This window comes from Thermopolyspora flexuosa, from assembly GCF_006716785.1.
In the GTDB taxonomy this organism is placed as follows: Bacteria; Actinomycetota; Actinomycetes; order Streptosporangiales; family Streptosporangiaceae; genus Thermopolyspora; species Thermopolyspora flexuosa.
The window spans coordinates 1,276,875-1,299,158 of the sequence record NZ_VFPQ01000001.1 but is presented as its reverse complement, the minus strand read 5'-3'; the positions used below and the strand labels follow the sequence as shown (position 1 = coordinate 1,299,158).

Here is a 22,284-nt window from a genome sequence, read left to right as displayed (position 1 = left end):
ACATCCGATCATGCGGCCGCGGCGGGGCCGCACGCCGCCCCGGCCCGCGCCGGCCGCCCGGCCGCGCAGGCCGGTCGTCATCAGCTTTGCGACACGCGGTCGTCGGTGCCGCGCGGCCCCCGGCTGGGCCCGGCGGTCACGTCCGGGCGCCAGTCGAACACGTAGCCGCCGTCGAGCGGGCCGATGATCACATCGACGCCCTCGGTGGCGCCCGCCTTGGCGAGGGCCTCCTCCACGCCGAGCTTGGCGAGGCGCTCGGCGAGGTAGCCGACGGCCTCGTCGTTGCCGAAGTCGGTCTGCCGGATCCAGCGCTCCGGCTTCTCCCCCACGATCTGGAAGGTGTTCTCGTCGATGCGCCGCACCTCGAAGCCCGCGTCGCCCAGCCGCGGCGGGCGGATCACGAGCCGGGTGGGCTCCTCGACCGGGCGGGCCGCGCGCGCGGCGGCGACCATCTCCGCCATCGCGAACGACAGCTCCCGCAGCCCCTCGTGGGTGGCGGCCGACACCTCGAACACCCGCAGCCCGCGCTCCTCGAGCATGGGCCGGACCAGCTCGGCGAGCTCCCGCGCCTCGGGCACGTCCACCTTGTTGAGCACGGCCATGCGCGGCCGGTCCTCCAGCGCGCCGTACGCGGCGAGCTCGGCCTCGATCACCTCGTAGTCGCTGACCGGGTCGCGGCCCGGCTCCAGCGTGGCGCAGTCGAGCACGTGCACCAGCGTCGAGCAGCGCTCCACGTGCCGCAGGAACTCGTGCCCCAGCCCCTTGCCCTGGGAGGCGCCGGGGATGAGGCCGGGCACGTCGGCCACCGTGTAGACGACGTCCCCGGCGGTGACCACGCCGAGGTTGGGCACGAGCGTGGTGAACGGGTAGTCGGCGATCTTCGGCCGGGCCGCGGAGATCGCGGCGATCAGCGAGGACTTGCCCGCGTTGGGGAAGCCGACGAGCGCCACGTCCGCGACCGTCTTCAGCTCGAGGACGAGGTCGCGTTCCTCGCCCGGCTCGCCGAGCAGCGCGAACCCGGGCGCCTTGCGCCGCGGGGAGGCGAGGGCCGCGTTGCCGAGGCCGCCGCGCCCGCCCTGCGCCGCGACGTACCGGGTGCCGACCCCGACCAGGTCGACGAGGACCTCCCCGGTCCTGGCGTCCTTCACCACCGTCCCGTTCGGCACCGGCAGCACGAGGTCGGCGCCGTTCGCGCCGTCCCGGTTGGAGCCCATGCCCTGCTTGCCGGACTCGGCCCGGCGGTGCGGGCGGTGGTGGTAGTCGATCAGCGTGGAGGTGTTGGGGTCCACCTCCAGGATCACGTCGCCGCCGCGGCCGCCGTTCCCGCCGTCGGGGCCGCCGAGCGGCTTGAACTTCTCCCGGCGGATGGATGCGCAGCCGTGTCCCCCATCGCCCGCCTTGACGTGGAGGACCACGCGGTCCACGAACTCAGCCACGGCCTGCCCTCACGTTTCCCTGCTCTCGCGGATCGCGTTCCGGATCGGCCGATCCCGCGATCCCGGTCAAAAACGATAAGGCGGATCGAACGTTCGATCCGCCTTGTCTCGTGTGACGTTACCGACGTCGCGGATCTACTCCGCGACGGGGACGGGGACGATGCTCACGGCCCTGCGGCCCCGCACCCGGCCGAACTGCACGTGCCCCGCGACGAGCGCGAACAGCGTGTCGTCGCCGCCCCGGCCGACGTTGTTACCCGGGTGGAAGTGCGTGCCGCGCTGCCGGACGATGATCTCGCCGGCCTTGACGAACTGGCCGCCGAAGCGCTTCACGCCGAGCCGCTTGGAGTTGGAGTCGCGGCCGTTCCGGGTGGACGACGCACCCTTCTTGTGTGCCATCTCGGCTTACTCCTTCGTGTCTATGGCGACGCCGCGGCGTCGCGGCGGGAGAGCGGTATCGGGTGTCCTCCCCAGGTCACCTCGGGGCGCTGCGGCGGATCACCGACGCCCCCTCCCGCGGAAGGACCCGCGTCGCGGCGAGAGGGCCGGGGACCACCGTCGCCCTCCCGCGGAGGACTACTGCCCGGCGGAGATCCCGGTCACCTTGATCCGCGTGTAGCGCTGGCGGTGACCCTGACGCTTCTTGTAGCCGGTCTTCGGCCGGTACTTGAGGATGTGGATCTTGGGGCCCTTGGTCTCGCCGAGGATCTCGGCGGTGACCTTGAACTTCTTCAGAGCCGCGGCATCGGTGGTGACTTCGCCGTCGTCGACGACGAGCACCGCCGGCAGAGACACCGTGGAGCCGACCTCACCGGCGATCCTGTCCACCTCGAGGACGTCGCCGACGGACACCTTCTCCTGCCTGCCGCCGCAACGGACGATCGCGTACACCGCGGAACCCTTCTTCTGACTGCTCTCGCTGAGATGCTTTCACCGTCGCATCGAGATCGGCGACGTAGCGGGTGGCGCGGAAGACGGCACCACCGGATGCACCGATTGACAAGACTACCGGATGCCCGGGCCTTGGGTCGAACCGACGCAGTTGTCGATCACGATCGGCCGGCCCGGCCGCGCACCGGGTGCGCGGCCGGTACCGCCGTCGCCCGCCGGGTCCGGCGCCCTCCCCACGCGCCGTTCCCGCCGGTCACGCCGTGGCGCGGCTACTCCGCCTGCTTCACCTTGGCGCGGGACCGCCGCCGGCTCCGCGTGGCGGGCTCCTCCGCCGCGTCCTCGGCGGTCGCGGTCAGCGTCACGGACTCGCGCGCCGCCTCCCCGCCGGTGTCGCGGGCGGCCACCGCGGCGGCGACCTTCTCCGCCACCGCCTTCTCGATCGCCATCTTGCCCTGGGTGCCGCGCGGCTCCGGCTTGCCGTCGACCGGCTCGAGCGAGGTGATGAGCCCGCGGCCACCGCAGCACTCGCACGGCGTGGAGAACGCCTCCAGCAGGCCCTGGCCGACCCGCTTGCGGGTCATCTGCACCAGGCCCAGCGACGTCACCTCGGCGACCTGGTGCTTGGTGCGGTCCCGGGCGAGGCACTCGAGCATGCGCCGCAGCACCAGGTCCCGGTTGCTCTCCAGCACCATGTCGATGAAGTCGATGACGATGATGCCGCCGATGTCGCGCAGCCGGAGCTGGCGGACGATCTCCTCGGCCGCCTCCAGGTTGTTGCGGGTGACGGTCTCCTCGAGGTTGCCGCCCTGGCCGGTGAACTTTCCGGTGTTGACGTCGATGACCGTCATCGCCTCGGTGCGGTCGATCACCAGCGAGCCGCCGCTGGGCAGCCACACCTTGCGCTCCAGCGCCTTGGCGATCTGCTCGTCGATCCGGTAGTGCGCGAACACGTCCTCCTCGCCCTCCCACTTCGACACCCGGTCGAGCAGGTGGGGGGCGACGTACTTGACGTACTCGTGCACGGTGTCCCAGATGTCGTCGTCCGGGCCGCCGTCACCGGCGACGACGAGCTGCTTGAAGTCCTCGTTGAACACGTCGCGCACGACGCGGATGGTGAGGTCCGGCTCGGAGTACAGCAGCTCGGGCGGGCTGGACGACTTCGCCTTGCGCTGGATGTTCTCCCACTGCGCGGACAGCCGGGCGACGTCGCGGCTGAGCTCCTCCTCGGTGGCGCCCTCGGCCGCGGTCCGCACGATCACGCCGGCGTTCTCCGGCATGACCTTCTTCAGGATGCTCTTGAGCCGGGCGCGCTCCTTGTCGGGCAGCTTGCGGCTGATGCCGGTCATCGACCCGTCCGGGACGTACACCAGGTACCGGCCGGGCAGGCTGATCTGGCTGGTGAGCCGGGCGCCCTTGTGGCCGATCGGGTCCTTGGTGACCTGCACGAGCACCGACTGCCCCGACTTCAGCGCCGACTCGATGCGCTTGGGCTGGCCCTCGAGCCCGGCGGAGTCGAAGTTCACCTCGCCGGCGTACAGCACCGCGTTCCGGCCCTTGCCGATGTCGATGAAGGCGGCCTCCATCGACGGCAGCACGTTCTGGACCTTGCCGAGGTAGACGTTGCCGACGTAGGACTGGCTCGAGTGGCGGTCGACGTAGTGCTCGACGAGGATGCCGTCCTCGAGCACCGCGATCTGGGTACGGCCGCCGCGGCGGCGCACCACCATGACCCGCTCGACCGACTCGCGCCGGGCGAGGAACTCCGACTCGGTGATGATCGGCGGGCGGCGGCGGCCCAGCTCGCGGCCCTCGCGGCGGCGCTGCTTCTTCGCCTCCAGCCGGGTCGAGCCGCGCACGCCCTGGACCTCGTCGAGGGAGACCGGCTTGACCGTGGTCCGCGGCTGGCGGATGCGCACCACGGTGTTCGGCGGGTCGTCGGGCGCCGGCTCGTCGCTGTCCACCTCGTGCGCCCGCCGGCGGCGGCGCCGCCTGCGGCGCGACCCGGTCGTGGCGGTCGTGGCCGCGGCCTCCTGCTCCGCGGTGGTCTCGGGCTGCTGCTCCTCCGGCTGCCGCTCCTCGGCCTCGGCCTGCGCCGCGTCCTGCCCGGCCTCGGCCTCCGCCGCCGGCTGCTCGGCGGTGGCGGCCTCCGCGGCCTGCTCCTGCGCCTCCTCGGCCTCGCGGTTGCGGTTCCGGTTGCGGCCGCCGCGGCGGCGGCGCCGGCGCCGGCCGCCGGTCCCCTCCGTGGTCTCCCCCGCGGCGCGGTCGGCGGCCTCCGCCTCACCGGGGTCCGTGTCGAGGTCGTCGAAGTCGGGCTCGATGTCGTCGGCGTCCCACCGGTCGCGCGGCTCGATCGGCTCGGGCGCCTGGAAGATCGGCTGGAGCACGGTGGACGGGGCCTGGAACACCACGCCGGGCGCCTTGGCGCGGCGCAGCGCCTGGGTGGCGAGGCCGAACGGGTCGGCGAGCAGGTTCCCGGCGCGCGGCGCGGTCTCCTCGGCCTCCTCGCCGGCGTCCTCGTCCCGGTCCTCCTCGGCCGGCTCGGCGGCCCTGCCGTTCGCCCTGGCGTCGGCGGGCTCGTCGTCACGCGGCCCGGTCCGCCCGTCCTCGGATCCGGCGGCCCGCGGCGCCGTGCCGTTCGCGCTCGCGGTGACCTGCGACGACGCCGCCTCCTCCGGGGCGCTCCCGGCGTCCGCGGGTACGGCCTCGGCGGCCTGCTCGGCCGCGTCGTCGGCGGTGGCGGTGCGCCGCCTGCGCGTGCGGGTGCGCCGGGTCGTCGTGGTCTCCTCGGCCGGCGCGGCCTCGTCGGTGGTCTGGGTCTTCCTGGTCCGGGTGCGGCGCGTGGTCTTCGCCGGTTGTTCCGGTCGCTCCTCGTCCTTCGGCTGCTGTGCGGTCTCGGTCTGGTCCGATCCGGCCTGGTCGGCAACGGCTTGTGCCGTGGCCGGTTCGGAGGCGGTGGGCGCGGCGGGCTCCGGCTCCTTCACCGGCGTCGCCTGCGGTGGCTCGTCCACCAGCAGTCCGGCCTCGCGCTCGGCCTCCTCCGGCGGCGGGCCGGCCGGTCTGCTCGCGGCACGGCGACGCCGGGTGACCTTTGGTGTCTGTTCTGTTGTCGTGTTCTCGCCGGGGCCTTCGGCCCCCGCGTTGGTCGGCTCGTTCTCGAGCATGCGGGCGCTCTCCCGTCAGCTCCCGGGCACGTCTCCGCGCCGCGCGGGAGCCATCGTCACTCTCGCGGTCCGCCGGGCCCGGCCGGGGCTCCGGCGCCAAAGTCCTATAAGTCGCCGCCGACGCGCTGCCCAGCCGTCTCCGGCTCGCCGCCGCGAGGGTCGCGGTCAGGGTCGAGCGGATCGGCCGGCCCACCGGTCACCGCGTCGAGCGGCCCCTGCGCCAGCCTGGTCACCTCGGGGGGTGACGGCGGCGCGAAACCTGCGACGAGACGCAGACCCGTGAGCACGTCGTCGGGTCGCACGGCAGGTACCAGGTGCCGGACGACCATGCGCAGTATCGCACATGGCCGTGCATCCCCCTGGCCTGCGATTTCGCCCGTTCCCTCGGCCACGGTGAGCGTCCGGACGGCCCCGCGGGCGTCGAAACGGCGCGGGCCCTTCTTGGTCAGGCGCTCGACCTCGACACGGTCGGCGGCGAGGAAGCGCTCCGCCGCCTCCCGGGCGGCGGCCGGATCGGCCCCCGGCAACCGGATCTCCCACTCCGATGCCTCCAGCCGGTCGGCCAGGTTTCCCTCGCGCGCCTCGACCACGTCGAGCACGTCGATCCCGGCGGGCAGCGACGCGTCGAGGTCCTCGCGCACCCGCTGCGGATCGCAACGCCGGGTCACATTGATCTCGAGGTACTCGGCCTCACTCGCCACACCCGTCGGGGCGGCGCCGGCATAGGAGATCTTCGGATGGGGGGTGAATCCCGCGCTGTACGCCACCGGAATACCGGCTCGCCGCACCGCCCGTTCGACGGCGCGGGAGATGTCGCGGTGGCTGGTGAAGCGCATACGGCCGCGCTTGGCGTATCGCACGCGCAGGCGCTGCACCACGGGCGCGGGCGGAGGCCCATCGGGAACAGGCTTCAGGGTAAGGAGTTCCTTCCTGTCTCGATGTCAAGTGTCGTGGTGGTGAGGGCACGCCCTCACGTACCGGTCATCCTCCCAGGATAAGGCCAAAGTCCGGTAGTGCCGTCCGGCCGGTTCGGGCGCCCGCCGTCACCGCGACGTCACTTCACGATGAGCGGCAGCAGCTTGCGCCCGGTCGGCCCGATCTGGATCTCGGTACCCATCGTCGGGCATACGCCGCAGTCGTAACAGGGCGTCCAGCGGCAGTCCTCGACCTCGCCCCCGGACAGGGCGTCCTGCCAGTCCTGCCACAGCCACTCGCGGTCGAGACCGGAGTCGAGGTGGTCCCACGGGAGGACCTCGTGCCGGTCGCGCTCCCGCGTGGTGTACCAGTCGAGGTCGACGGGCTCGCCGGCGAGCGCCTTGGCGGCGCACTCGGCCCAGCGGTCGAAGGAGAAGTGCTCGCTCCAGCCGTCGAACCGGCCGCCGGCCTCCCACACGGCCCGGATCACCTTGCCGACCCGGCGGTCACCGCGCGACAGCAGGCCCTCGATGATCGACGGCTTGCCGTCGTGGTAGCGGTAGCCGATCGCCCTGCCGTACTCCTTGTCCGAGCGCAGCGCGTCCCGCAGCATGCGCAGCCGCCGGTCGACCGTCTCGTGATCGGCCTGGGCGGCCCACTGGAACGGGGTGTGCGGCTTGGGGACGAACGCGCCGATCGACACCGTGCACCGGATGTCCCGGGAGCCGGTGGCGTCCCGGCCCGCCTTGATGACCTTCTTGGCGAGGTCGGCGATGCACAGCACGTCCTCGTCGGTCTCCGTGGGCAGGCCGCACATGAAGTACAGCTTCACCTGCCGCCACCCCTGGCTGTAGGCGGTGGTGACGGTGCGGATGAGGTCCTCCTCGGTGACCATCTTGTTGATCACCTTGCGCATGCGCTCGGACCCGCCCTCGGGCGCGAAGGTGAGCCCGGAGCGGCGGCCGTTGCGGGAGAACTCGTTCGCCAGGGTGATGTTGAAGGCGTCGACGCGGGTCGAGGGCAGCGAGAGGCTGGTGTTGGTGCCCTCGTACCGGTCGGCGAGGCCCTTGGCGATGTCGGCGATCTCCGAGTGGTCGGCGCTGGACAGCGACAGCAGGCCGACCTCGTTGAAGCCGGACTCCTTCAGCCCGACCTCGACCATCTTGCCGATCGTGTCGATCGACCGCTCGCGCACCGGCCGGGTGATCATGCCGGCCTGGCAGAACCGGCAGCCGCGGGTGCAGCCGCGGAAGATCTCCACGCTGTACCGCTCGTGCACGGTCTCGGCGAGCGGGACGAGCGGCTTCTTCGGGTACGGCCACTCGTCGAGGTTCATCACGGTGTGCTTGTGCACCCGCCACGGCACCCGCGGCCTATTCGGCACGACCCGCGCGATCCGGCCGTCGGGGTGGTACTCCACGTCGTAGAACCGCGGCACGTATACGCCGCCGGACTCGGCAAGCCGCAGCAGCAGCTCGTCGCGGCCGCCGGGCCTGCCCTCCTGTTTCCACTCGCGGATCACCTCGGTGATCGCGATGGCGATCTGCTCCCCGTCGCCGAGCACCGCCGCGTCGATGAAGTCGGCGATCGGCTCGGGGTTGAACATCGCATGCCCGCCGGCGATGACGAACGGATCGTCCTCGCCCCGGTCCGCCGATTCGAGCGGAATGCCCGCCAGGTCGAGCGCGGTGAGCAGGTTGGTGTAGCCCAGCTCGGTGGCGAACGACACGCCGAGCACGTCGAAGGCGCGCACCGGGCGGTGCGCGTCGACGGTGAACTGCGGCACGCCGTGCTCGCGCATGAGCGCCTCAAGGTCGGGCCACACCGCGTAGGTGCGCTCGGCGAGCGTACCCGGCAGCTCGTTGAGGATCTCGTACAAGATCTGCACACCCTGGTTGGGCAGCCCGACCTCGTACGCGTCCGGGTACATCAGCGCCCAGCGAACCGACGCCTCGTCCCAGTCCTTGACGGTCGAGTTGAGCTCACCCCCGACGTACTGGATCGGCTTCTGCACCCGTGGCAGCAGCGGCTCCAGCCGGGGAAACAGTGACTCGACAGGCATACTCTCAGCCTAACCGCGATGCCGACCCGCCTTGGCCAACGCGCGGGCGGTCCCCGGACCGATCCCCTGCTTCACCAGGGCGGTCGTCCGGGGCACGCGCGTCATACCGGCGCCGGGCCGGGGATGTCGATGTCGCTGCCGCTCAGCACGAGGATGACGTGGCCCTCGTAGCAGGTCATCTCGACCGCGATCACCCCGCGTGCGAGGTTGTGCAGGGCCCGGATGTGGCTCGCGGGCAGCAGCATCTGACGGTCGCACTCGTCGCAGTAGGCCAGGAACACAGGAACACCCTCCCGCCGCACGAAAGAACGGCGCCCACCTCCATTCTGCCGGATTCCGGAGGGAATTGCTTGACTCAGGCAAAGATCAGAAGGGGTTCCAGGGCCGATCGTCGCCCGCGCGCAGCGACTCGAGCCGGAGCCGCAGCTCGTCGTGCGCCCGCTGGTCGCGGTGCGCGTTGCGCAGCACCGCGGTGAGCGTCTGCAGCTCCCGCATGTCCCGCAGCACCGGGTACCCGGGCCAGGTGGTCATGTCGTAGCCGTACGCCTCGCTGAACCCGCTGCGCTGCCGCTCGGTGAGCCCGAAGCGCACCCCCTGCAGGGTGGGCACCAGGTCGATCTCCCGCGGCCCGGCGCTCACCGAGTCCCAGTCGCACAGCAGCAGCCGGCCCCGCGAGCGCAGCAGGTTGCCGCGGTGCGCGTCACCGTGGATGAGCCCGTACGGCAGGGCGAACTCGAGCCGCTCGTAGTACGCCTCGGACAGCGCCGCGCAGCGCTCCAGCAGCCAGTCGCGGTCCGCGTCGGACAGCACCCGGCAGGCGTCGATGGCCCGCCGTACCGAGCCGAACGGGTCGTAGGTGGGCAGGTCGAACGGGACCGGCGGCAGCGCGTGCAGCCGGCGCAGCACCGCGCCGAGCGCCACCGGGTCCGGGGGTGGCCCGACGTGCCGCTCGTGGTGCCAGAAGGTGACGAAGAAGCCCTCGGCCGCGACCGGCTGGCGCACGTCGAGCGGCCGCACCGCCGGGAAGTCCTGTTCGGCGAGCCACCGGGTGACCCGCACCGAGGTGCGCAGCCGCTCGAACCTGCCCGGAGTGCTCGCGTCCGCGAGGCGCAGCACCACCCGTTCCCCGGGCAGCTCGTAGACGAGGTTGGCGTAGTCGCGGATGAGCCGCGCCCCCGCCGGGTCCAGCCCGGCCTGGCCGCAGGCGTACTCGATCGCGGCGCGTGCCCGCGCCTCGACGGGGTTCTCGGTTGTGATCGACATCATCGGCTCCTCCCGGGCAGGGCCCGTGCGGCGGTGTGGGCGAGGCCCACCGAGCAGAAACCCCCGATCCGTTGGGCGAGACGCTCACCCCCGGGCCGGGCCGCGAGCAGCTCACGGCCCACCTCGAGGGTGGTGACCAGGTGCCCGATGCGCCGGTCCGGCGGCAGCGCGAGCAGCGGCTCGAGCATCTCGCGGGCGCTCTCCTCGTCGCCCTTCACCAGGTACGCGACGACGAGGTGGGCGCGGGTCATCGCCTCGCAGCCGTAGGAGCGGTGGTGCGGCTCGTCCTCGGCGTACAGCCGCAGGGCGCGGTGGCCCTCCTCGATCGCCTCGGCGATGTGCCCGAGGTGCAGCCGGGCCGCCGAGGCGTAGTAGTGGTGCTTGGCCGGGCGGAAGGCGAACTCCCCGCCGACCTCGTCGTGCAGCTCGTCCCGTACGGCGGGCCCGGTACGGCGCCGCGCCTCGTCCGCCGCGTGCAGCGCCTCGACCGCCTCCTGCTCGCGGGCGAGCATCGCCAGCGCGCGGGCGCGCAGCAGGTGCAGCCGGGCGGCGCCCGACCCGTAGGGCAGGTGGTTCACCCCGTCCTCGGCGTACCCCACCGCGTCGGCGTACCGGCGGTCCCACAGCGCGACCGAGGCCTGCATGCCGCGCGCCCAGCCCATCAGCGAGGTGTGCCCGGCGATCCGGGCGTAGGTGTAGGCGGCCCGGGCGAGCTGGTCGGCGGGCGCGCGGCGGCCCATGTCCATGCTCGCGTTCGCCATGAGCCCGCTCAGCGCGCCGATCAGGAAGTACAGCTCGATCGCCTGCGGCGGGTGGATGCGCCGCTCCAGCGCCTGGCGGGCCCGCTCCTGCAGCCGGCGCATCTCCACGAACAGCGGCAGCGGGGCGTCGACGACGTACCGGCGGCAGACCCACACCATCTCGGTGCGCAGCCGCTCCAGCGTGGCCGGGCCGATCTCGCTCGCCTCGGCGCGCTCGGCGTGCTCGCTCGTCTCCTGGGCCACCGCGGCGACCGGGTCGACGGACAGCAGCGGCCTGCCGTCCACGGGCGTGTAGTCGCGGGCGAAGCCGAGCTGCACCGGGCCGGTCTCGAACAGCCGGCACAGCAGGTCGGTGTAGTCCCGGTCGGGGCGGGCGCCCGCCTCCCACTCGCGCCAGGACCGCTCGGTGAGGCCGCGGCGGCGCAGCCCCTCCCGGTCGCACATCCGGTGGAACTGCGCGATCGCCTCCTCGACCGTCCAGCCGCGCGCCAGCCGGAAGCACTTCAGCCGGGTGACGTCCGGGCAGGTGGCGTGGATCTCCTCGGCCATCTGGCTGATGATCGCCGGGGACGGCGGCCGGTCGAGCCCGGCGAGCGTGCGCTCGCGGACGGCGGCGGCCACGGTGTGGACCGCACGGTCACGGCCGCGTGCGGCGCCGCGACCGGCGCCGCGGGGGGAGTCGCTCATCCGATCTCCAGATACCTGTCTCCAGATACCTGTGTGCCAGGTTTTCCAAGGTCACGTGGGGTTGCCGAGGGCTGGTACGGCTTTCGCGGGGCCCGCGCTATCCGGACATATATCTCCTTTCCGGGTGCCCGAAAAGGTGGATCCGGAAAGTGCGCGCGGATCGAGACACGACCGCCGCCACCCGGGCGCCGTCGCCCGCGCGCGATGGGCGCGTCCGCCCGTTACCGTCGTCGGTGACGCGGGCCGGTGGCAACATGCGAGCCGCTCTCCGTGACGGGAGGATTCACCGCAGTATCCGGGCAAACGCCAACAGGTCACGTAAAATCACGCAGGGGCGGAATTCGCCCTGATCGGCGGGATGGTGCCGCCCTTGTGGAGCTGGGCGAGGAAGAGCTGCCCGCACAGGCTGCTCGGGGTCTCGGCGAACCACACCTCGGGCGGGTCGCCCTCGTCGACGGCGGCCCAGCGTCCCGCGGCGTACACGATCCGATAGTCGGGGAACGCGTCGCGGAGCAGCCGCAGGGCGCGCCGCCGCAGCTCGGCCTCCCGCCCCTCGACGTCGTGGAGCGCTCTGTCCCGCATCGCAGGTCCTCCGTCAGCGATTGTTCAACCCCGCAACTCCTGTCGTTTCCAGAGTGTTCGCCTGACGGGGAACGCGCCAGTGAGAGTTCGGGTCGCCGAACATGCGGACCGCTCTCATGTCGGGCATCCGGACGGCCGATTTCGTCGCCGTTCGCGACTTATCTGAATGATCGCGCCCGGATGTGAATCGCCTGGAGCATGCCGATCGCGATCATGTTGGCGAAGGTCGCGGTCCCGCCGTACGAGACGAACGGCAGCGGCAGCCCGGTGATCGGCATGATCCCGATCGTCATGCCGATGTTGATGAAGGTCTGGAACGCGAGCCAGGTGACCACGCCGACCGCGACCATCATGCCGAACCGGTCCTCGCACATCCGGGCGATGCGCAGCCCGCGCAGCAGCACCACGCCGAGCAGGATCACCACGGCGATCGACCCGACGAAGCCGAACTCCTCACCGGCCACGGTGAAGATGAAGTCGGTGTGCTGCTCGGGCACGAACCGGCCCATGGTCTGCCCGCCGCGGAACAACCCCTTGCCGAACAGCTCCCCCGAGCCGATCGCGATCAGCGCCTGGGTGCTGTTGTAGCCGACCCCGCGCGGGTCGACGTCCGGGTTGACGAACGCGGTGAAGCGCGCCACCTGGTACGGCTTGAGCACGTCCAACGCCCAGACGGCCACCGCGCCGCCCGCCGCGGCGAGGCCGAGCAGGGCGAGCCAGCGTTTGCGCAGCCCGGAGAAGACGAGCACCCCGACGAGGATCACGCAGAACACCATCGTGGTGCCGAGGTCGGGCTGGAGCAGCACGAGCGTGATCGGGATCGCCGTGGCGACGAGCGCGAGCACCACGTCCAGGCCGCGCGGCCGGTCGGTGCCCTCCACCGGCCGGTGGAGCAGCATGGCGAGCATGAGGATCAGCGCCGGCTTGGCGGTCTCCGACGGCTGGAAGGCGAACCCGCCGCCGAGCAGGATCCACGAGTGCGACCCGTTGATCGTCGCGCCGAGCGGGGTGAGCACCAGCCCCAGGGTGACCAGCGCCGCCAGGTACGCCAGGGGCGCGTAGGCCTGCAGCTTGCGCGCGTCGGCGGTGGCGATCACGGCGAACAGCACCCAGCCGATGCCGAGGTTGAGCAGGTGCTTGTTGATCAGCCCGGTCGGCGCGCCCGCGGCCCAGGTGCGGGTGGACGACCAGACGAGCAGGGCGCCGATCACCGACAGCAGCGCCACCGAGACCAGCAACGCGCCGTCCATCTGCCGCACCGCCGACCGCACCTTCAGCGCCCTGCCCGCGAGGGAGCCCCGCTGCGCGGCGACGGCGCGGGTCATGGCGTCACCGTGCCGTCGGGCGCGATGACCGGCGGACGGTCCGGCGGCCTGCCGCCGGGCAGCGCGGGCTTGCGGCCGATGCCGTAGATGCCCTCATAGATCCGGCGTACCGCGGGCGCCGCGGTCTCCGCGCCCATGCCGCCCTGCGAGACCATGACCACCACGACGAACCTGGGGTTCTCCGCGGGCGCGAACGAGGCGAACCAGGAGGTGTCCTCCTTGCCGTACACCTCGGCTGTGCCCGTCTTGCCCCCGACGTTGACCTTGTGGAACGGGAAGCCCTGGAACGCCCCGGCGGCGGTGCCGTCCGACGGCACCTGGCTGAGCGCCCGGCGGATGTAGTGCCGCACGTGCGCGGGCACCGGCACCTCGCCGATCACCGGCGGCGTGATCTCCTTGATGACCTTGCCGTCCGGGGCGACGATCGCCCAGCCCACGCGCGGGCTGCGCACCTTGCCGTCGCCCACGATCGCCGCGTACGCGACCGCGAGCTGCAGCGGCGTCACCAGCACGTCACCCTGGCCGATGGACAGGTTCGCGGCCTCACCCGGCCAGAACTTGTACCCGTCCACGCAGTGCTCGTAGGCGAGCCGCTTGAGGAACGACGCCCGTGGCGGGTCGGTCTTCGCCACCTCGGGGTACCCGGTCTTGGCGCGCGCGCAGCTCGTCTTGCTCGTCTGCCGCCACAGCTCCTTCTTCCACGCGCGGTCCGGGATGCGGCCCGGCGACTCGCCCGGCAGGTCGATGCCGGTCCTGCGGCCGAACCCGAGGGCGCGGGCCATCTTCGACATCGGCTCGGACGGGTTCGGCTTGCCCTCGATGCCGCCGTCCCGCCGCCACTGCTCGAACGCCGCCTGGTAGAAGATCGTGTCGCAGGACTTCAGCAGCGCGGTGTGCAGGTCGATCACGCCCATGCCGATGCCGCGGAAGTTGCTGAACGACCGGCCGCCGATCATCACCGAGCCGGGGCAGTTGTACTTGCCCTTCAGCGGGTAGCCGTCCTTCACCATCGCCGCGACCGACGACACCTTGAACGTCGACCCCGGCGCGTACTCGCCCTTGATCGCCCGGGACACCAGCGGGTAGCCGGACTTCGGCGACATCAGCCGCTCGTACTCGGCGCCGGAGATGCCGCCGGTCCACACCGTGGGGTCGTAGCTCGGCCGGCTCGCCAGCGCGATCACCCGGCCGGTGCGCACGTCGAGCACCACCCCGGCGGCGCCGTCCGCCTTGGGCTTCTTCCGCATCGCCTCGGCGAGCGCCTCCTCCACCACCGCCTGCACCTTGGCGTCGATGCTGGTGATGAGCGTGGCCCCGGGCTGCGGCGGCACCTGGCTCTCCAGGCCGGTCACCTTGCCCATGCGGTCCACGCCGATCCGCCGCTCGCCCGGCTTGCCGCGCAGGTAGTCGTCGTACACCGACTCCAGCCCGTCGCGGCCGACCAGGTCCATGCCGGAGAAGTCCTTCTTCAGCTCGGCCTTGCGGTCGAGCTCCTCCTGGGTGATCGGCTGCAGGTAGCCGAGCACCTGCGCGGCGTGCCACCGCCCCGGGTAGTCCCGCACCGCCTGCACCTCGGCGGTGACGCCCGGGAAGTCCTCCTGCCGTTCCAGGATCTGCAGCGCCTGCCGCTTGGTGACCCGCTGCGCGATCGGGATCGGATGGTACGGCGAGCCCGGCCAGCACGGCCGCGACACCTTGGGCCCGCACGGCCGGATGCGCTTCTTCAGCTCCTCCACGGGCTCGCCGAGCACGTCCGCGAGCCGTTCCAGCACCGCGTGGCCGCCGTCCTTCATCTTGCCGAACCGCGCGGGGTCGATGGAGACGACGAGCGCGGCCCGGTTGCGCACCAGCGGCCGGCCGGACGAGTCGAGGATCTGCCCGCGCACGGCCGGGATCACCACGTTCCGCGTGCGGGTCTCGTTGGCGGCGGCGACGAACTCGGCGCCGCGCACCACCTGGACCTGCCACAGCCGCACGCCGAGCACGGCGAGCATGGAGACCAGCAGCACCTGCAGCACGAACAGCCGGGTCCGCCTCGGGCTTCTCACGCGCGCCTCCACATCCGCACGGCGGCCGGCCGCGGCCGGGCCTTGCCGAGGGCGCGCCCGACCGCCCAGACCACGACCGGGACGGTGAGCAGGTTGTAGGCGACCAGCGGGATCCACGACCGCGCCGCCACGGCCTGCTCGGCGCGCGGGTCGCCGAGCAGCGCGGCGAGCGCGGCCGACAGCAGCGGCGCGGCCACCGCGCACACCACCGCGGCCGACAGCACCGCGCCCGGGGCGCGCTCGCTCGCCCGCCCGGCGAAGTAGCCGATCAGGCACAGCACGAGCGCGTGCGCGCCGATGACGTGGTCGGCCGGCGGCAGGACGTCCACGGCTAGCCCCACCGCGAACCCGATGAGCGCGCCGGCCCGCGCCCCGCGCAGGAACGACAGCGTCACCACGAGGGGCACCACGAGGTCCGGCCCGCCGCCGGGCAGCGCGAGCATCCCGGCGACCGACACCTGCACGACGAGCACGGCCGCCACGCCGAGCACGAGGAGCATGCCGCGCAGCACCTCAGGCACCCCCGTCCGCGGCCTCGTCCGCGCGCCGACCGGCGCCGGCCGTACCGGTGCGGGCCCGCCGGGTGTCGGCGGCCCGCTCGGTGGGCCGATCGTTGTCCCGTTCGGTGTCCCGGCCGGGGGCGGCGGCCTGGCCGGGGGCGGGCGGCAGCAGGGCGTCCCGCGGGTCCCGCCGCGGCCCCTGCACCACCACGCCGACCACGTCGAGCGACGAGAAGTCCACGTACGGGCGGGCGAGCGCCACCTTGGTCAGCTCGCCCGGCGTCGGCTCCACCCGCTCGACCACGCCGATCGGCACCCCCGCGACGTACGGCGCGCCGTGCTGCGAGCCGAAGCTGACGATGCGCTGGCCGGGGGTGACCGAGACGGTCGAGTCAAACAGCCGGAACCGCACCAGCGTGTCGCCCATGCCGTGACCCAGTCCCTTCACCACGCCGATCTCGTTGCCGCCCTCCAGCCGCGCCCCGGCCGCCGTCGCCGGGTCGGTGAGCAGCGCCACCGTCGCCGAGTGCTCCGCCGCCCGGACCACCCGGCCGACCAGACCCTGCGCGTTGAGCACGGTCATGTTGCGCCGCACCCCGTCGGCGGTGCCGACGTCGATCTGCGCCGCCTCCTCCAGGCCGGGCACCCCCCTGCGGGCGATCACCTGCGCGGGCACGATCCGGTAGCCGCCGAGGCCGGCGAGCCCGAGCAGGCGCCCGAGCTGCTCGGCGCGCTCCCGGTCGAGCGTGCGCGCGGTGAGCTCGGCCCGCAGCCGCCCGTTCTCCTCCTCGAGCGCCCGGATGCGCTGCCGGGCCGAGGGGGCCTCGGCGAGCGTCGCCGCGAGGTCGCGCACCGGCCGTACCAGGCTCGTGCCCACGCGCTCCGCCCCGGTGAACACGGTGGCGCCGATCCCGTGCAGGAACTCCAGCGGGGATTTGGCGCCGCCCCGGTGATCCACCGTGATGAGCACCAGCGCGGTGGCGAGCAGCACCCCGAGCAGGAGCCGACTTCCCCGCGTGTCACGCATCAGTTCCGGGGCTCCGGTACGAGCACGTGCTGCAACGTGTCGAAGTCCTCCACGCACCTGCCGGTGCCGAGCGCGACCGAGTCGAGCGGGTTGTCCACCAGGTGGATGGGCATGCCGGTCTCCTCGCGGAGCCGGTCGTCCATGCCGCGCAGCAACGCCCCGCCACCGGTGAGCGCGATGCCGCGATCCATCAGGTCGCCCGACAGCTCCGGCGGGCACTTGTCGAGGGTGGTCTTCACCGCGTCGACGATCGCGTTGATCGGCTCCTCCGTGGCCCGGCGGATCTCCTCCGCGGTCACCACCACCGTCTTGGGCAGGCCGGTGACGAGGTCGCGGCCGCGGATCTCGGCCTGGGGGTTGTCGTCCGTCGGGCACGCCGAGCCGATCGCGATCTTGATCTCCTCGGCGGTGCGCTCCCCCAGCATGAGGGAGTACTCCTTCTTGGCGAAGCTGATGATCGCCTGGTCGAGCTCGTCCCCGGCGACCCGGATCGACTGGCTCACCACGATGCCGCCCATCGAGATGATCGCCACCTCGGTGGTGCCGCCGCCGATGTCGACGACCATGTTCCCGGTGGGCTGGTGGACGGGCAGGCCGGCGCCGATCGCCGCCGCCATCGGCTCCTCGATGATGTAGACGCGCCGCGCCCCGGCCTGGTAGCCGGCCTCCTTGACCGCCCGCTGCTCCACCCCGGTTATGCCACTCGGCACCGCGATGATGATGCGCGGTTTGGCGAACAGGCAGCGTCGGTGAATTCGCTGGATGAAATAGCGCAGCATGCGCTCGGTCACGTCGAAATCGGCGATGACCCCGTCCTTGAGGGGACGCACCGCGACCACGTTGCCGGGGGTACGGCCGATCATGCGCTTGGCCTCGATCCCCACCGCGACGATCTTCCCCGTGGTCGTGTTGATCGCGACGACGGAGGGCTCGTTGAGCACGATGCCGCGCCCTCGCACGTAGACCAGGGTGTTGGCGGTACCCAGGTCGACGGCCATGTCACGGCCGAGAAAAGCCAGCTTGCTGCCCATGAGGAGAGGAGCCTTCCACGGTGGTTACAGGAAGGTGATGGTGCCCGGGAGAGGACATGTTATTGCGGAACGCATCTGAATCGTAACTGAGCGTATCGGATGCTGGGCGCAAGCAAGCCGTCTCGTTCTCGGAAAATCTGGCGGATCACCGGCCACCGAAGGCGGGACGGCGGGCCCCTCCGGCGGCCGGGCGTGCGGACACACGAACGCGGCCCCGGCGTCGTGATCACCCCGGGGCCGTCGGTCGCGGAGGGCTCAGAAGCGGTCCGGGAAGAAGATCTTGATCTCGCGGGCGGCGGACTCCGGCGAGTCGGAGCCGTGCACGACGTTCTCGCCGATCTCCAGGGCGTGGTCACCGCGGATCGTGCCGGGGGCGGCCTTGACCGGGTCGGTCGCGCCCGCGAGCGCGCGGAACGCCTGGATCGCCCGCGGCCCCTCGACCACCATCGCCACCAGCGGTCCGGAGGTGATGAACTCCACCAGCTCGCCGAAGAACGGCTTCTCGGCGTGCTCGGCGTAGTGCGCCTTGGCTGTCTCGGCGTCCAGCGTACGCAGATCCATCGCCACGATCTTGAGCCCCTTGCGCTCGATGCGGCTGATGACATCGCCGATCAGACCGCGACGGACACCGTCCGGCTTGATGAGGACAAGCGTGCGCTCGGACACGGGTTCTCCTTCGAATGGATTGGCGGGACCGCGGAACACGGTTTTGCTTGACAGCCCCGAAGCTTACCGGCCCCGGCACCCGGCGCTGTGCCGGAACACCCCCGCCCGCGGGCCCGGGCGGGGGCGCGCACGTCTCGGCACAAAGGCGCCTCGGTGCGAGAGCGTGGGGTGCCCGTCACCCGCCGCGCTCGTCCGGACGCCACTCGTCGCCCTCGCGGCCGCGCCGGCCACCCGGCTCGCCGGGGAATCCGCCCCGCGGCGGTTCCGGGCGCTCCCCGCCGCCGACCGGCCCGGGGCCCGCCTCGGGCGACGGGCTCGGCGGTGGCACCACCGGCCGGGCGCCGTGCAGACCGTCGCCCCGGGCCACCACGACGTCCATCACGGCCGTGGGCTGCGCGGGATCGTACGGATCCGCGGCGGCGTCCGCGGCGTGCCCGCCCGCGCGGCGGCGCAGCGGGATCGCGGTGAGCACCAGGGCCGCCACGACCGCGAAGCCGGCCACGAGCGCCCAGGTGTGCAGCGTGGCGACGAACCCGTCGACGAGGTCCTGGGCGTCGAAGCCGGGGATGCTCTCCACGGCCCGCACCCGCGCGATCTGCATGCCGGTGCCGAGCAGGAACCCGGCGAGCACCCCCGACGCGCACAGGGTGAGGCCGAACAGGGCCGCCTCCGTGGCGGCCGTCCGGAGCGCGGCGGCGAGCGCCACCGCCGCACCGGCCGCGATCAGCGTGAACGGCACCACCAGCACCAGGCCGTCGGGGTCGGGCACGAGCAGCCGCGTCGCGGCGAGCCCGGCGACCAGTACGGCGAGCCCGATCCGGACGGGTTGCGCGCCGGGGCCGCCCGTGCCGGTCTCCGATCCTGCGGACGACGCCGCGCGCCGGATGAGGCGGTCGGCGAGCACCGGCGCGGCGAGCGCGACCGCGACCGCGATCGCGAACGGCGGCCAGAGCCCGATCAGGCCGGGGCCGCCCACCCCGCGCAGCTCCACGTAGGTGGTCTGGGCCGCGGTGGGCAGCACGACCAGCCCGGTCACGGCCATGGTGAGCGCGAGCATCCGGCCCGCCGCCCCGTCGGGGGCGCCGAACAGCGCCAGCGCGAACACCACGAGCGCGGCGACGGCCGCGGCGGCGATGGTGAGGACCGACGGCCAGTCGAAGGTGATGCCGAGCGCGAGGGCGGCGATCCCCACGGCCGGCGCCGTCGCCGCCAGCGGCCGGCCGCCCGCCGCCACCGGCCGCGTCACGGCCTCACCCGCCTTGCGCCACAGCACGAGGTGGACGCCGCCGACGGCGAGGGCGAGGCCGGTCACCACGGGATAGGGCTGGAGGGTGACCCGCCAGGAGGTGGCCTGGTCGAGCGGCCAGAGCGCCAGCGCCTGGGCGGTGAGCAGGCTCGCCGCGAGCACGCCCGCCCACAGCGACACCAGCACCCGCCCGGCGCGGCCGTGCCGTTCCCGTGCCGCGAGCAGCGTGCCGCACAGCACGAGCCCGCCGCCGACGCCCTGCAGCGCCCGCAGCGCCCCGACGGCCACCGCCGAACCCGCGTACCCGCCCGCCGCCGTCGCCGCCGCGAGCAGCGCGAGCCCGGCGAGCAGCATCGGGGCCGCGCGCAGCCGCCGGGCCGCGAGGAGGGCGAGCGGCACGGTGAGCACGAGCGCCGGGAGCGCCATGCCGTGCGCCCGGGTCATGTCGACCTTCGAGACGTCGGGCGGCAGCAGCTCCGCGACCACCGAGACGGTGTTGGGGATCGTGACGCTCGCGAGCGGGAGCGCGAGCACGATGAGGAGCCCGACCACGAGGTCGAGCACGAGTGACAGACGGACGGCGCGGGCGGATCCGAACGCCCACGCCCGCCGAATCTGGGGGACGGCCATGTCGGCCGACTTTAGCGCGAAGTCACGCCCTCGACACGGTGAGCGATGAATATTGCTGTGAACCACAGGGCCATGAACAGGACACCGAGGAAGAACATCGCCGAAACCAGGAACCCGGTGGCGACGGCGAGCACCTGCAGCACGGTCCCCAGCGTGTACGCGAGCGGCTTGCGCAGGAAGCCGATGAGCACCAGGGCGAAGAGCGCGAGCCCCAGGCAGACGGGCGCGGCCACGGCGGGCGGTACGCCCTCGAGGACGATCGCCACCGGGGTGACCAGCCCGAGCACGATCGACTCCATGCCGAGCACCCCGGAACCCAGGCGCCGCATCCCCGGCGTCACCGTGACCCGGCCGGTGAGGACGGCCCCGAGCAACCCTCTTCTGTCACTTTTCGTCATCGCGATCCGCTCCGAGGTGGACCATCGCACGAGGATGGCGGTTGGGTGAATGCCGTGCCGGGCGCGCGGCCCGGCACCGCGGGGCGCGGGCCGTCACACGTCGGCGGCGCGCAGCAGGGTTCGGGCGTCGCCCGAGGTGACCACGGAGCCCGTGATGAGGACCCCGCCGCCGCCCAGGTCGTCGCCCTGGTCGGCCAGGGCGATGGCCTTGTCGATGGCGTCGTCGAGCCGCGGCACCTCGTGCACCCGCTCGGGGCCGAACACCTCGCGGGCCAGCTCGGCGAGCCGGTCGACGTCCATGGAGCGCGGTGACGAGTTGCGGGTCACGACGACCTCGGTGAGCACGGGCTCCAGCGCGCCGAGCATGGCCGGGACGTCCTTGTCGGCCATCATCGCCACCACGCCGATGAGCCGGTCGAACGCGAACGACTCGGTGAGCGCGCGGACGGTCGCCTCCATGCCGGCGATGTTGTGCGCGGCGTCGACCATGACGGTCGGCCCCCGCTTGACCACCTCGAGCCGGCCGGGGGACCGCACCCCCGCGAAGGCCTGCCGGACCAGGTCCGCGTCGAGGGGCTCGCCGGTTCCCGCCAGCGTCTCGACGGCCGCTAGGGCGCACGCCGCGTTGCTCGCCTGGTGCTCGCCGTACAGGGGGAGGAACACGTCCTCGTAGACGCCCTTGAGGCCCTGGAGGCGCAGCAGCTGGCCGCCGACGGCGAGCTCGCGGTGCAGCACGCCGAACTCCAGGCCCTCCCGGGCGACCGTGACCCCGGTCTCGGCGACACGGCGCATGAGCACCTCGGCCGCAGGGAGCTCCTGCTGGGCGAGTACGGCGACGCCGCCGGGCTTGATGATGCCGGCCTTCTCACCCGCGATGGAACGGATGTCCGGGCCGAGGTAGTCCACGTGGTCGAGCGAGATGGGCGTCACCACCGAGACCGCCCCGTCCGCGACGTTCGTCGCGTCGAACGTGCCGCCCATGCCGGTCTCGAGCACCACGACGTCCACCGGCGCGTCGGCGAAGGCGGCGAACGCCATCGCCGTGAGGATCTCGAAGAACGAGATCCGCACGCCCTTGGCGTCGATCATCTCGACGTACGGCAGGATGTCGGCGTAGACCTCGGCGAAGCGCTCCTCCGACAGCGGGGCGCCGTCCACGCAGATGCGCTCCCGCATGGAGCGAAGGTGCGGGCTGGTGTACCGGCCCACCCGGAGGTTCCGCTCCCGGAGCAAGGCCTCGATCATCCGCGCCGTGCTCGTCTTTCCGTTGGTGCCGGCGATATGGATGACCGGGCAGGAGCGCTGTGGCGACCCAAGCAGATCCATCAGCGCACTGATCCGCTCAAGCGTGGGTTCGAACTTCCACTCCACGCCTCGTTCCAGGATGGCCTGCTCAACCGCACGATATTCCACGGTTGAAGCCTACCGACGCTCGTCACCACTCTTGTTCCAGGGCCGCCGGTGACCAGGCGAGACGCCGCTCCGGCCGGCCACCGCCGGACCGGGCCGCCACCACCTCCCGACGCAAACAAAAAAGGCCCTGGAAATCCCAGAGCCAAACACTCACACACCCCTGACAAACCACACACCAGGGCCACACGAAAATGCCTCACAAAATGCGAACGCCCCCAGTCACAAAGACTGAGGGCGTCCAC

At 72.6% G+C, this 22,284-nt stretch carries 19 protein-coding genes; all 19 read right to left on the bottom strand.

Going from position 1 to position 22,284, the window contains the following annotated elements; all coding sequences use genetic code 11:
• Positions 1-80: 80 nt before the first annotated feature.
• The 19 genes from obgE to FHX40_RS05630 all read right to left on the bottom strand — a co-directional run bounded on the left by obgE (position 81) and on the right by FHX40_RS05630 (position 22,042).
• The gene (obgE, locus tag FHX40_RS05720) at positions 81-1,436 is read right to left on the bottom strand and encodes a GTPase ObgE (protein ID WP_142258641.1); all 1,356 of its coding nucleotides are present in this window, start codon (positions 1,434-1,436) and stop codon (positions 81-83) included.
• Positions 1,437-1,571: 135 nt separating this feature from the next.
• Positions 1,572-1,835 carry a 50S ribosomal protein L27 gene (rpmA, locus tag FHX40_RS05715; RefSeq protein ID WP_142258640.1) on the bottom strand — a complete coding sequence of 88 codons (264 nt, stop codon included), beginning with the start codon at positions 1,833-1,835 and terminating at the stop codon, positions 1,572-1,574.
• 177 nt (positions 1,836-2,012) lie between these two features.
• Positions 2,013-2,327, bottom strand: a complete 315-nt coding sequence (gene rplU, locus FHX40_RS05710; protein ID WP_142258639.1) for a 50S ribosomal protein L21 — start codon at positions 2,325-2,327, stop codon at positions 2,013-2,015.
• A gap of 269 nt (positions 2,328-2,596) precedes the next feature.
• Positions 2,597-5,488: an Rne/Rng family ribonuclease gene (locus tag FHX40_RS05705; protein WP_142258638.1), complete on the bottom strand. Its 2,892-nt coding sequence runs from the start codon at positions 5,486-5,488 to the stop codon at positions 2,597-2,599.
• 104 nt (positions 5,489-5,592) lie between these two features.
• Positions 5,593-6,363, bottom strand: coding sequence for a TIGR03936 family radical SAM-associated protein (locus FHX40_RS05700; protein ID WP_142261561.1), 771 nt, complete (start codon positions 6,361-6,363; stop codon positions 5,593-5,595).
• A 179-nt stretch (positions 6,364-6,542) separates the two neighbouring features.
• A complete protein-coding gene (locus FHX40_RS05695) occupies positions 6,543-8,465 on the bottom strand; it encodes a TIGR03960 family B12-binding radical SAM protein (protein ID WP_142258637.1) in 1,923 nt (640 codons plus the stop codon).
• 101 nt (positions 8,466-8,566) lie between these two features.
• Entirely contained in the window at positions 8,567-8,746 is a 180-nt protein-coding gene (locus tag FHX40_RS05690) for a hypothetical protein (RefSeq protein WP_142258636.1), read from the bottom strand.
• 85 nt (positions 8,747-8,831) lie between these two features.
• Positions 8,832-9,728 carry an aminoglycoside phosphotransferase family protein gene (locus tag FHX40_RS05685; protein ID WP_170198727.1) on the bottom strand — a complete coding sequence of 299 codons (897 nt, stop codon included), beginning with the start codon at positions 9,726-9,728 and terminating at the stop codon, positions 8,832-8,834.
• Complete coding sequence (locus FHX40_RS05680) at positions 9,728-11,110, bottom strand: NsdA family TPR-like regulatory protein (RefSeq protein ID WP_170198726.1); 1,383 nt, start codon at positions 11,108-11,110, stop codon at positions 9,728-9,730. Before FHX40_RS05680 ends, FHX40_RS05685 begins: the two co-directional genes overlap by 1 nt.
• Before the next feature lie 390 nt (positions 11,111-11,500).
• Positions 11,501-11,758, bottom strand: a complete 258-nt coding sequence (locus FHX40_RS05675) for a hypothetical protein (RefSeq protein WP_142258633.1) — start codon at positions 11,756-11,758, stop codon at positions 11,501-11,503.
• 158 nt (positions 11,759-11,916) lie between these two features.
• Positions 11,917-13,083 (bottom strand): rod shape-determining protein RodA, encoded by a 1,167-nt coding sequence (gene rodA / locus FHX40_RS05670; protein WP_142258632.1) that lies wholly within the window; start codon positions 13,081-13,083, stop codon positions 11,917-11,919.
• Complete coding sequence (mrdA, locus tag FHX40_RS05665) at positions 13,080-15,131, bottom strand: penicillin-binding protein 2 (RefSeq protein WP_268241034.1); 2,052 nt, start codon at positions 15,129-15,131, stop codon at positions 13,080-13,082. The genes rodA and mrdA overlap by 4 nt, the downstream gene beginning before the upstream one ends.
• Positions 15,128-15,652, bottom strand: a complete 525-nt coding sequence (gene mreD / locus FHX40_RS05660; protein ID WP_229788598.1) for a rod shape-determining protein MreD — start codon at positions 15,650-15,652, stop codon at positions 15,128-15,130. Before mreD ends, mrdA begins: the two co-directional genes overlap by 4 nt.
• Positions 15,645-16,658, bottom strand: a complete 1,014-nt coding sequence (gene mreC, locus FHX40_RS05655) for a rod shape-determining protein MreC (RefSeq protein WP_142258631.1) — start codon at positions 16,656-16,658, stop codon at positions 15,645-15,647. Before mreC ends, mreD begins: the two co-directional genes overlap by 8 nt.
• Positions 16,658-17,689 carry a rod shape-determining protein gene (locus FHX40_RS05650; protein WP_142258630.1) on the bottom strand — a complete coding sequence of 344 codons (1,032 nt, stop codon included), beginning with the start codon at positions 17,687-17,689 and terminating at the stop codon, positions 16,658-16,660. The genes mreC and FHX40_RS05650 overlap by 1 nt, the downstream gene beginning before the upstream one ends.
• Before the next feature lie 255 nt (positions 17,690-17,944).
• Positions 17,945-18,355, bottom strand: coding sequence for a nucleoside-diphosphate kinase (gene ndk / locus FHX40_RS05645; protein ID WP_142258629.1), 411 nt, complete (start codon positions 18,353-18,355; stop codon positions 17,945-17,947).
• Between the two features lie 175 nt (positions 18,356-18,530).
• A complete protein-coding gene (locus FHX40_RS05640; RefSeq protein WP_142258628.1) occupies positions 18,531-20,231 on the bottom strand; it encodes a hypothetical protein in 1,701 nt (566 codons plus the stop codon).
• 11 nt (positions 20,232-20,242) lie between these two features.
• The gene (locus FHX40_RS05635) at positions 20,243-20,629 is read right to left on the bottom strand and encodes a DUF4233 domain-containing protein (protein WP_142258627.1); all 387 of its coding nucleotides are present in this window, start codon (positions 20,627-20,629) and stop codon (positions 20,243-20,245) included.
• Positions 20,630-20,722: 93 nt separating this feature from the next.
• Positions 20,723-22,042 (bottom strand): bifunctional folylpolyglutamate synthase/dihydrofolate synthase, encoded by a 1,320-nt coding sequence (locus FHX40_RS05630; protein WP_142258626.1) that lies wholly within the window; start codon positions 22,040-22,042, stop codon positions 20,723-20,725.
• Positions 22,043-22,284 lie beyond the last annotated feature (242 nt).